The 10,933-nt window shown below is 55.3% G+C and carries 10 protein-coding genes; 3 read left to right on the top strand and 7 right to left on the bottom strand.

Annotated elements, in window-relative coordinates:
* On the top strand, positions 1-221 hold a 221-nt coding region (locus Q371_RS27790), incomplete at its 5' end, for a hypothetical protein (protein ID WP_211253864.1).
* A gap of 176 nt (positions 222-397) precedes the next feature.
* Positions 398-1,588, top strand: coding sequence for a molybdopterin molybdotransferase MoeA (locus tag Q371_RS19020; protein WP_034343404.1), 1,191 nt, complete (start codon positions 398-400; stop codon positions 1,586-1,588).
* A 1-nt stretch (position 1,589) separates the two neighbouring features.
* On the opposite strand, the gene Q371_RS19015 is transcribed toward Q371_RS19020, so the two are convergent.
* The 5 genes from Q371_RS19015 to Q371_RS18990 all read right to left on the bottom strand — a co-directional run bounded on the left by Q371_RS19015 (position 1,590) and on the right by Q371_RS18990 (position 7,764).
* Positions 1,590-2,939 (bottom strand): phytoene desaturase family protein, encoded by a 1,350-nt coding sequence (locus Q371_RS19015; protein ID WP_034343401.1) that lies wholly within the window; start codon positions 2,937-2,939, stop codon positions 1,590-1,592.
* 115 nt (positions 2,940-3,054) lie between these two features.
* A complete protein-coding gene (locus Q371_RS19010; protein WP_245618378.1) occupies positions 3,055-4,095 on the bottom strand; it encodes a glycosyltransferase family 2 protein in 1,041 nt (346 codons plus the stop codon).
* A gap of 29 nt (positions 4,096-4,124) precedes the next feature.
* Entirely contained in the window at positions 4,125-4,778 is a 654-nt protein-coding gene (locus Q371_RS19005) for a lysophospholipid acyltransferase family protein (protein WP_084571536.1), read from the bottom strand.
* Positions 4,688-6,193, bottom strand: coding sequence for a carotenoid biosynthesis protein (locus Q371_RS26040; protein WP_051964807.1), 1,506 nt, complete (start codon positions 6,191-6,193; stop codon positions 4,688-4,690). The genes Q371_RS19005 and Q371_RS26040 overlap by 91 nt, the downstream gene beginning before the upstream one ends.
* Before the next feature lie 29 nt (positions 6,194-6,222).
* Positions 6,223-7,764 (bottom strand): phytoene desaturase family protein, encoded by a 1,542-nt coding sequence (locus tag Q371_RS18990; RefSeq protein WP_034343397.1) that lies wholly within the window; start codon positions 7,762-7,764, stop codon positions 6,223-6,225.
* A 271-nt stretch (positions 7,765-8,035) separates the two neighbouring features.
* On the opposite strand from Q371_RS18990, the gene Q371_RS27240 reads away from it, so the two are divergent.
* Positions 8,036-9,658: a C1 family peptidase gene (locus Q371_RS27240; RefSeq protein ID WP_034343395.1), complete on the top strand. Its 1,623-nt coding sequence runs from the start codon at positions 8,036-8,038 to the stop codon at positions 9,656-9,658.
* 67 nt (positions 9,659-9,725) lie between these two features.
* Here the strand turns inward: Q371_RS27240 and Q371_RS18980 are convergent, their stop codons facing one another.
* Together Q371_RS18980 and Q371_RS18975 are read right to left on the bottom strand one after the other, a co-directional pair.
* The gene (locus Q371_RS18980) at positions 9,726-9,959 is read right to left on the bottom strand and encodes a hypothetical protein (RefSeq protein WP_034343392.1); all 234 of its coding nucleotides are present in this window, start codon (positions 9,957-9,959) and stop codon (positions 9,726-9,728) included.
* Between the two features lie 34 nt (positions 9,960-9,993).
* On the bottom strand, positions 9,994-10,899 hold the full coding sequence (locus tag Q371_RS18975; protein ID WP_034343390.1) for a class I SAM-dependent methyltransferase: 906 nt from the start codon (positions 10,897-10,899) through the stop codon (positions 9,994-9,996).
* Positions 10,900-10,933: the final 34 nt, after the last annotated feature.

The raw sequence follows: 10,933 nt of genomic DNA, 5'->3' as shown, positions 1-10,933 counted from the left end.
AATTGCGTAAGCAGTACACAAAAAACCGAATTGAACTTGGTGTGATGCAGACACTAAAAGGAATAAACGTTTTCCCACAAGCAACAGTGATCGCTCACATTTTTCAAGTTTTTTCGAACCGTTTGCACCAGAGAACACTGTCCAAAACTCAGGATTCTCTGGGGGCCAGAGGTCCAGACAAGCTGAAGAATTTGTGTATGGATGACACGGTGGGGCTGTGACTTGCCGAGAGCCGAGAGCCGAGAGCCGAGAGCCGAGAGCCGAGAGCCGAGAGCCGAGAGCCGAGAGCCGAGAGCCGAGAGCATGATGCTGTGCGTCCAGAAAATGGTCAAGGGGATTTGTCATCCTAAAAGCATTTGCCAAAGCTTTTTTAGCCCTCGGCTGATATGCTCAATCCATGCACCGCCAGCACATTGACCTTGACGAAGCCATCCAAATCCTCAAAGACACCCTCCCCCTCCCAGAGACGGAAATTCTGCCTCTGGAGCAGGCAGCAGGACGGGTGCTGGCCGTTCCTTTGCTGGCCAGAGTGGACCATCCGAGTGTGGATGACAGCGCCATGGACGGCATCGCCTGCAAACTTTCAGACAGCCAGAGAACCCCTGTGACCCTGAAACTGGTGGGAGAATCCAGAGCTGGAGAGGGTTTCTCTGGAGTGGTGAACACTGGAGAATGCATCCGCATTTACACGGGTGCGCCTGTACCAGAGGGAGCAGATGCCATCTGCAAAGTGGAAGACCTGCAAATTGAAGGGGATCAGGTGACCCTGCTTCATCCGGCCCGCAGTCAGGACATCCGGCATCGGGGGTCAGACTTCAGGGCAGGTCAGGAGGGTTTGCAGAAAGGAGATGTGCTCTCCCCTGCCCGACTGGCCCTGTGTGCCAGCATGGGGCACCGCACTGTGGAAGTGTTCAAGAAACTCAGGGTGGGCATCCTCTCCACAGGAGATGAGATCATCGAGGCAGGGGAACCTCTGGCACCAGGTCAGGTCTATGATTCCAACAAGTATGGGATTTATGCCCAGCTTCTGGACCTCGGACTGGAACCGGTTTTGCTGCCCCACGCGGCAGACCACCCCGAGAAGGTCAAGGAAAACCTCAAAGAGGCAGGGCTGGATGTGCTGCTCACCTCTGGCGGGGTCAGCATGGGCAACTACGACATCGTGCGTGACCTGCTTTTTGGTGAAGGGGAAGTGCGCTTCTGGAAAGTGAACCTCCGACCCGGTGGGCCTGCCCTGTGTGGGCTCTGGGAGGGGCTGCCTGTGCTGGGTTTGCCCGGAAATCCGGTTTCGGCGCTGGTGGTGTTTGAGGTGCTGTTCAAACCAGCGGTTTTTGCCTTGCTGGAACGCACCGACCCTCCACACCGCAAAGTTCGTGCCAGAGCTTCAAACCCTTTCAAGGCTGTTCCCAAAAAGACCGCTTACTGGCGGGCCAAACTGGTTTTTGAAGATGGCGAGTTGCAAGTGCAAGACGGCAATGCTCCCCTCTCCAACATGCTGAGGGGACTGGCCCACGCCAACGCTCTGGTGGTGGTCCAGCCCGGAGAAGCCATTGAGGCAGGGGAACTGGCGGAAGTCCTCTGGTTGTGATTTATTCGTCTTCGCGCAGTTTGCGGATCAGAGGCCGGTACTCTGGCAGGGCACCTGCATACCCAGAGAGGATGCTGAGGGGCACCCCACCGCCGGGGTGTACTGTTCCGCCCACCTGACGGAGGTTTTTGATGCCTTCGATGGTCCAGCCGTACCTGAGGGAGCCTTTCAAGCCGTGGGGGGCACGACCATACAGGGCACCCGAGTAAGCTGCTTTGGCGTAGTCCTGAGGGGCCATGGTGTGGTATTCCCGGATGCTGAGGGGGTACCGTTGCGCCAGAATTTTGAGGACCTCCTCGGCGTAACTTTCTTTGTTCGGGGTCTTCAGGGGAGGACTGTTCACCATGATGAAGGCTTTTTTGCCATCGGTGTGCACGTAAATGGTGGGGTCTCTGGGAAGGCGTCCAGCTTCGATGTCTGCCCATTCCTGACGGTAATTCTGGGGAAACAGGACCTGATGGGTGAGGCCCCGGTCCTCGAAAAGGTGGGCTTGCAGGGTGAATCCGCTGACGGTCAGTTCTTCCTGAGGGATCTCTTTGCCCAGAGCTTTCAGGGTGAAGTTGCGGTCCATGCTGCTGACCACCCAATCGGGCTGAAAGTCGCCTTTGTCGGTCTGGATGCGGGTGATCTGGCTGCCTGTGACTTCAAAACCCTGAACTTTGGTGTCGTAGACAAATTCCACACCGCGTTGTTTGAGGGATTTTTCGAGGCTCTGGGCCACCGCAGCAAATCCCCCCTGTGCATGCCACACCCCGAGCCCGAGCTCCACCCACGCAATGTTGTGCAGCACAGCAGGGGCTTTGTAGGGATTGGCCCCCATGTAGGTGGCGAAGCGCAAAAAGAAGGTTTTGAGGTACTTGTTGGCAGGCTCCAGAAGCTGTTCCAGCGTCATGTTGGGACGGGCTTTCAGGCCATGCTTGAAGCCGTACTGCATCAGGGAAGGCAGGGTGGGCGGAGGTCCAAACACAAAGGTGTTTTTGGCCCCGTTGTACATGTCGCGGGCCAGAAACAGCAGGTCGCGGTAGGTGTCTGCCTCGGAGTAGTTGAGTTCCTGAAAGGTGCGCTCCATGTTGCGGTAAGGCCGGAAGGTGCGACCATCGGCGTACAGGTAAGTGGTGGTGGGATTCACTTCTTTGAAGGTGGGGGGAATGGCATGCAGCCTGTTGAAGAGTTCGCGCATCACCTCGGGCATGGTCATGACGGTGGGACCTGTGGGGATCCCTTGCCAGCCTTCGGCTTTGCCTCCCACATGTGGTTTTTGTTCGAGAACCGTGACTTGATGTCCTTCGAGGAGGAGTCGGGTGGCTGCCGCCAATCCCGAGAATCCTGCACCGATCACCACGCATTTCATGTTGTGCTCCTCAGAGGCAATCCCAAAATGGCCCTGCGCCAGATGCCCGGACTTCAGCGTATCCGGGTGGCTTGCCTTTTGGGTGTGTGTTGTCCCTCAAACAATTTAGCAAATGTTATCGTGAGTAGTTTCTGCCCTTCCAGTTGTATTTTTTCTGTAATGAACGCCAGTAGATCGGCAGGGCCAGCAAAGGACTGATGGGCACAGTGGCAATTTCCAGCAGGTCATCTCTGGAGGTTCGGCCCGAGGTGGTGTTCACCAGCAGGCGTTCCAGCAATCCCAGGACCATCAGGTGGCGCAAACGGGGATTGAACAGGGGCAAGGCATAAGCGGCAAAATGCAACACTGCAGACATCAGGACCATCGGCACACTGTTGCCATGAAAGGCGCGCAGGTTTTTGCCAAACCCATCCAGAATTTCATCGTAACCGTGGTACATCCTGACCCCGATGAGGTCCTGTCCCAGAGCAAGGCTGAGTTTCCCACCGTACTTTTTGATGCGTCTTGCGAGGTCCACATCTTCCAGCACGCTGTTCTTGACCCCGAGGTGCCCGGAGATGCGCTGGTAGCTTTCCCTTCGGAACACCATCACCTGTCCGTTTCCTGCGCTGGCCGCTGCGAACGGCAACCGAATGAACAGGTAGGGAAAAAAGCACAGCAGCACATCGTCAATCAGGGGGACCAGAGCGCGCTCGGTGAAGGTGCGGGTGTCCTGCCTCGGGTAAACGCTTAAGAGGTCGGTGTGGGTGTCCTGCATGCGTTTCAATACGCTTTTGAGGGCACCCTCATGCCAGAACACATCTGCATCGGTGAAGACCAGCACATCCCCCTGAGCCGCCTGAGAAAGCTGATGACAGGCCCAGTTTTTTCCGACCCATCCTCTGGGCAAAGGTTGACCCGAGATCAGCTTCAGGTTGGGATGTTGTTTCTGAAGGTCCTGCACCACGGTGGCGGTCTGGTCGGTGGAACGGTCATCCAGCACGATCACTTCGAAAGAACCTTGCTGCAAAAGCAAAGGAAGCGTGTGCTTGAGGTTTTCTTCCTCATTTCGAGCAGGGATCAAAACCGAGACCTTGGGGCCAGAAGCCGACACTGCTTTTTTCAATCTGGGAAACAAAAAGGCATTGATCAGGGCAATGCCCAGTTTGGTGAGCAAAAAAACCTCCAGAAACGTCCGGAGCCGTCTCACTGAAGCCTCAACAGTTTTTTCAGCCACTGGCTGGCAAAAGAGAGTTTTTCGGAATCGCTCCCCACCCCATGCATCACGGTCTGGTAACCGGGCAAAACCGCTTCTGGATCACACACGCCCAGGGCCCCGTCCAGTTCCAAAAGCAGGGCATTGATGGCACTTTCCACCTGCTCTGGAGGGCAAGGAGGACCCATGTTGAGGTAAGCCTCGGGATGCTGGTGACCCCGCATCACCACCCTGAGGGCCACCGGAACCACCGGAGCGCCCGAGCGATCAGCAAACCACTTCACACCCGGACGCACTTCACGCACAGGGCCTGCAGGTTTCAGGGCTCCCTCTGGATAGAGGATCAGGTGGTGGCCCTGCTGCAGGCTTCTTAACGCACCCCTGAGGTCTTTGCTGGACAGGGCACCCACCGATTTTAAAAAAGGGTACTTCAGCAACTGCTCGTGGAGCATGAGGAGCTTGAACGGTTGCTTCTGGCTCCAGCAGAGTTCAGCCATCACATAACCGTCCCACCAAGAATGGTGGTTGGGAACCAGCACAGCCGGAGCAGACTTCAGTGTTCCTTTGAGGTGAATCCCCCTGAGGCCACTTCTAAGGGTGCGGCGGATAAAGGTTTTGAAGAAGATTTCCAGAATTGCAGCCAAGCCAGCCCTCCCATCAACACCATCGTGATCAGACCTGCCGGATACATGCCCAGCAGGAGCAGGCCTGTGGGGAGGAAAAGGGCTTCAATGCGGTATGCCCACGCAAAATCCGGGGTTTTCAACTCTGGGGCCAGCTTGCGGACCACGAAGGCCAGCACCACACCCATCACATACCACGCTAGGAAATTCTGTGCAGGAACACCGTAGTACGCACTCCAGAGTTGTCCCTCCTGCCAAGACCAGTAACCCTCGCGGATCATCAGGGGCTCCAGACCCACGTCCCAGACGACCAGATACAGCCCGGTCAGCCAGGGGTTGCCTTTGGCGAGCAAGTAAGCAGACAGGGTCATGGCCCACCATCCGAGGGGCACAATGATCGGTACCCCAAGCAGGGTGATGCCCGGTGGGTCATAGGTGTAATTGCCAAAGGGAAATCCGGTGCGGCTTCCCAAAACCTCGATGCCCAGTCCCATTCCGAAAGTGAGCAGCATGATCCAGAATGCTTTGCCTTTGATGTGCTCATGAGCGAACAAAAAAGCCGCAATCGCCAGACTGCCTGTTGAGAGGGTCGCCAGCAGGGGAAAACCATCCGGCCAGAGGGGCACTGGAATTTTCAGAAGGGCAAACAGGGCCACAAACAGGGTCCATGGTTTGAGCGAGCGGGCCATTTTGAACCATCGGGGCAGTGCTTGAGGGTGCAAGAACAGCAGCAACCCTTGCACCACCAGCAGGTTGGTGATCAAGAAGAAAGTGGCTTCTTCAATGGGAAGTCCGAACGGCTTGAGGGCAAAAGAGAATTTGGTGTTGATGTCCCAGATGCCAAAATGCACGATGGCCAGATAATCGGTGATCCACAGGTAGGCTGTTGGAACCATCAGGCCCACCCAGAAAGCCCGTCTGTTGCTGAGGATCAAATCCCCACCGAAAGCCCACTGAAACGCAATCACCGGACAGGCCCACGCCAGAATCAGGCCCATGTAATAGCCCGCCTCTGTGAACAGCAGTCCAGCCCCAATGAAACTTAAAGCCAGCCAGAACACCGTGCCCCAGAGTCTTGCTCCAGCGGGGCCACTTTTGGGTTCTCCCCACCTTCTGAGCAGGAAAAACAGCCAGAGGCCTGCAATCAGGGGTTGCACCAGAAAGAAGAAGTACTCTTCAATCGGAACGTAACCGATCACCATGCTGACCCGCTCTGGTGGGTACTGCCACACCCCTTTGTAAATCAGGTAGTTGTCCCAGGGGGTGGTGTAAATCAGGGCAATCAGGGGCAGCAAAAAATAGAAGCTGAGCGTCCAGCGGTTCTCGGGGCGGTAATTCCCTGCCAGAGGTTTTTTGCGAACCTCCAGCAGGGTGATGGCCACCAGCACAAACAGCAGCGGAAGGGTGAAAATGTAGTGGTATTCCCAGTACGTCATGTTTTTCCATTCCGTAGGGAACAGCTTCCCTACCAGCGCAATTTCGGCGTACGTGAAAGGTCTTTGAGCAGGGTGCGGGCGGTGTTGCGTCCACTGGCACCCATGATGCCCCCTCCGGGGTGGGTGCTCGCTCCAGTCAGGTACAGGTTTTTCAGGGTGGGCCAGCGGTATTCACTGGCACCCAGAAACGGCCTGAGCGCGAACATCTGGTCGGTGCCCATTTCCAGATGCATCACATTTCCCCGTCTGAGGCTCAAATTATCCTGAAGCCATGCTGGAGATTGTACGAGCTCACCCACAATCTGGTCCCGGGTGCCCGGCGCATAGTGTTCGAAAGCACCAAGTATGTAATCTCTGGCTTCTTTGGTGCGGGTTTCCCAGCTTCCACTGGACATTTCGTAAGGGTAATACTGGGCCCAGAGCCACAACACTTCTCCATCTGGTGGGGCCAGCGAGTCATCAATGCTGGAAAAACTCATGGCGATGATGGGCGGGTCTCTGGTGGGTTCTCCAGCCAAGTACTCACCGTAAGCAGTCAAGAGTTGTTGCTCATTTTTGATCAGGAGGCCCAGACCGATGCGGGATTCCGGTTCGTGGTGGTTGCGGTATTTGACTTTGCCTTTGAGGGCCAGACGCAGAATCATGCCAAAGCCATTTCCCACCCGAACATTGCGGGCAAGCTCAGGAACTTTGTCCTCTGGGAGGGCATCCACAGTTTCCAGCACATGGGTTCCGCTGACCACGGTTCGGGCGGTGTATACGTCGCCGTCCTGCAAGCGCACTCCGGTGGCCCGATCCCCCTGCACCAGAATTTCTTTGACGGGTGCGTTCAGGAAGATCTGGCCTCCGTAAGCCTCAATGGCCCGTTTCAGGGCACGGGTGAGGCCACCACTTCCCCCTCTGGGACGGGCCACACCGCCCACATGGTACAGGGGGTGCCAGAGCAGGAATGGTGCGCTCATGGGTTCTGTGGGTGGAGGTCCAGACTGGGCTGCCATCCAACTGAGGGGTGCCCGGACCCTTTCCTCGGAGAAGTATTCCTTGACGACCTCGCCATAAGGACGCATGATGCGGGTCAGTTTGGTTTGCCAGTCTTTCTGCATCCCCGAGCCCCACACCAGATGCTTGCCAAGGTCAAGGGGATTGGGCGCACTCAGGAAAGCTTCGTTGACGCTTTTGGCAAAAGGCATCCAATCCTGCACAAAGCGGTTGTACGCTTCACCCTGACCGGGGAAGATTTTGTCGAGTTCATGGGCGGTTTTGTCGAGGTCCCGCCAGACAAACCACGGGGTTTCCCCATCCGAACAGTGAAACAAGGGATCGAGTTCCAGATAATGCAGCCCGAAGCGCTCCAATTCCAGTTCCTGCACGATGGGCGTCATGCGAATCAGGATGTGTGCACTGCCTCCGTAATCAAAACGGTAGCCGCTGACCACTTCTTCGGTGGAGACTGCACCACCCACCAGATGCCGTTTTTCGAACACTGCAACCTTGTAGCCAGCTTTTGCAGCGTAGGCCGCAGTCACCAGAGCATTGTGTCCTGCGCCAATAATGATCACATCGTAATCCAAGGTTGTGCCCCCACTTCTTGTGCTTTCATGCTACCACCAATTTTTCTGGACCCAGAGGATGTTTTGCCCACTTGGTGCCCGGCGCGACAAAACCACAATCCTGTGGTGGCCTGCAGCTTCCCTGAAGACTTCATGAAGCTGTTTTGTGACGGCCACAGGAAGTAAAGAGTTTGTAATGCCTATCATGGCCTCAGGTTCATTGGAATGGCTTGCTGCACACTGGAAAACCACCCCAGTGAATCTGGCCTGTTGTTGCAAGGAGACGGTACACATGAAGAAACTTGGATTTTTAACGGTTTTGCTGGTCCTCACCGCCTGTGGCCAAACCCCCACCGGCCCCAAACTTCCCGAGGTGGATCAAACGCAGGGCTTCTCTGGAGACCTGCCCACAGGATCCAAAGTGGTCTCCGAGGAGGAGTTCCGTTCCAAACTGAACGAGCCCGGCGCAGAATACTACACCCCTGAAAAAGACAAAAAGAATGCTGAGGCCGCTGCAGCAAAAGAAGCTGCCGATCAGAAAACCATCGAAGACTTCCTGAACAACAACGACCTGCCAGAGCTGAAAGCCTTGCTGGCCAATGTGCCGGATCCCAAAGATCCCAGCGTCAAACCCCTTGCAGACGGCAATTATGAACTCATCACTTCAGACAACGCCGAGCAAACCCTGAAAGTGATCACCCTCGGGCAACGTTTCAAGAAATCCGAACTGGCCCGCAGCATTGAGAACTTTCCCAAAAAAGACAACCAGCTCGGCATTTATGAACTCATTTACTCCAACCTGAGCGAAGTGGAACGCAAAGAATACCAGCTTCCGACCCTTGAAGAAATGCGAGGCAGCGACCTGCGAACCATCAACGCCGTCAACAGCCGTTTCCAGCAAATCTACCCTGGCCTCATTGCAGGTTTGCTGGATCCCACCAAACCTGTGGGCTGGACCGATGACCCCACCAAAGAGCAGGGCTACTTGGACGGCAGTGACCGCACCAACTCTGCTGCCAGTTGTTCTGCTTTCAAAGACACGGGCATTTACAAGAACTTCGAATGGCCCCTCAAATACTACGCCACCAGTGTGAAAAATCAGGGCATGCGTGGCAGTTGTGTGGCCTTTGCCATCGTGGCAGCCACCGAAATGCAATATGCCAAAGCCAACAACAAATGGATCAACCTGTCAGAACAGGCGTTCTACAACCGCATTGCCAACGTCTGGCAACCCAGAACCTATGGAGATGGGGCAGACACCACCTTCATTTACAACACCTCTGCAGCACAGGGCCACCAATTTGCTCTGGAAAACCAGTGGGGCTACAACGCTTCATGGAGCCGTTCCAACATCCTCAACGCCTCAGATGAGTTGATTGGATACAACAATTCCTGCACCGGATACACCGACAGCTACTGCTCGGACACCGCCCACCAGAGTCAGGTCCTGTGTGTCAAACTCTTTGGCAACAACTTCTGCATCAACTTGCCCAAACCGGTCACCCCTGCTGCACCTGCTGTGGTGCCACAAGGACAGCTGGAGCTCTGGAACCATGAAAACAAAGACCTGTCCATTGCCTACATGATCCTGACCCTGGCTTTCAAAAACACCGTGGTGGCCAGTCTGGGTGTGATGCCCAGTTGGGACGATGCCAATGCCAACGGTTTCGCCCTCAGTCAGTCTTACAACGATGGCAAAAAGAGCCGTGGTGGTCATGCGGTTCAGATCACGGGTTTCATCACCAACAGCAAGTTGAGAGAGAAACTGCCCAATGCACCAGAGGGGGAAGGTGGCGGATACTTCATCGTCAAAAACTCCTGGGGGGCATGCTGGAAAGATGGGGGCTACATCTACATCCCCTTCGATTACATGAAAGCTTACGGCTACTCGGCCATTCGGGTGTCGGTCAAATAAAGACACAAGTCAGCAGACAGGGTCGCTCTGGCCCTGTCTTTTTTTGCATTGTTTTGAGGCCAGACCTTCAGGCCTTGAAAGTGCGTTTGCGGATGTCCATCATCACCCGGCGGTAGGTCTGGGGCGATACCAGATCATGCAGAGCATCCAGCGCTTCTTCGATGGTTTCAAAGGTGTTTTCCTCATCGGTTTCCAGCAGCACTTTGCTTTCGGTGGTGATGTAAAAGCGCACGTCCATTTCAGGCGTATAGGTGGCACAAAACAATCGGCCTTTGGCACCGGGCATCATGAAATCTTCCATCTGGATTCTCCTTGTTGTGCGGATCGACTCAATCTTACAGGGGATTGAGGGAACGTGCAGTGACCAGCATATCGTACTTCCCGGTGACATTCACATGGTACCGGTGCTTCTGAAAATACCTGCGAAAAAACGCCACATCTTTGAACAGCAAAGACAATTCAGGGTCCCGGTAATTCACCATCCGGGCACCATAACTGACTTCACCATCCACATACCGGCAGTTCGGAAAGCCCAGGAGCCAGTGGCCTCCCCCTTTGATGTGCTTCAGGAGCCTTCTGAACACCGCCTCCACTTCAATGTTGGCACTCTGCAAGGTTCCGATGCTGAGGATCAGATCAAACTGCCCGAGGTCCTCTGGCAAGTGGTTGATGTCAGCCACCCTGAATTGATGCTCTGGGAACCGCTCTCGGGCCACCTGCAAGGCACTTTCGCTGTGGTCGATGCCCAGCACTTCAAAGGTGTGCTCGGGGTAAGCCCAGTTCAGGAGGTGCAGTTCTTCTGCAGTGTTCACCCCGAGGTCCAGCACTCTGGCTCCATCAGGCAGGTTCAGGCTTTGCAGGGCTTGCAGGGCGTCCAGCACAAAACATGGTTCTGCAAGTTTGTGGATGCGCTGGAATTCGGTGTGGGCACCGTACTTCTCTGGATCTGCAGAGGGGGTTCTGTCCCGACCTCTGGATTTTCTTCTCTGGAACGTGACCTTCATGAACGGAGGGTGCTTCTCTGGGACTTGCATGTGGCAATCCAGACGGTCGGCCAGATCCATCCAGACCCTCAGGGGATGGTACAGGTAAGGGGTTTCCCCTATTTTGACCGTTTCACCTGCGTAATGGCCCAAAAAAGGGTCAGGATCCAGCACCTGAAAGGAGACCTTTTCTGCTTCCAGCAGCTTGTTTTGAATTTCAGAGATCACCTGAAACAACGGTTCAGAGCCAAAAATCACACCTGTTTATAATATGAAAGTAAGATTAAGCACA

This window comes from Deinococcus misasensis DSM 22328, from assembly GCF_000745915.1.
GTDB lineage: Bacteria > Deinococcota > Deinococci > Deinococcales > Deinococcaceae > Deinococcus_C > Deinococcus_C misasensis.
The sequence above is the reverse complement of the archived record's forward strand: the minus strand, read 5'-3'. Positions and strand labels throughout refer to the sequence as shown.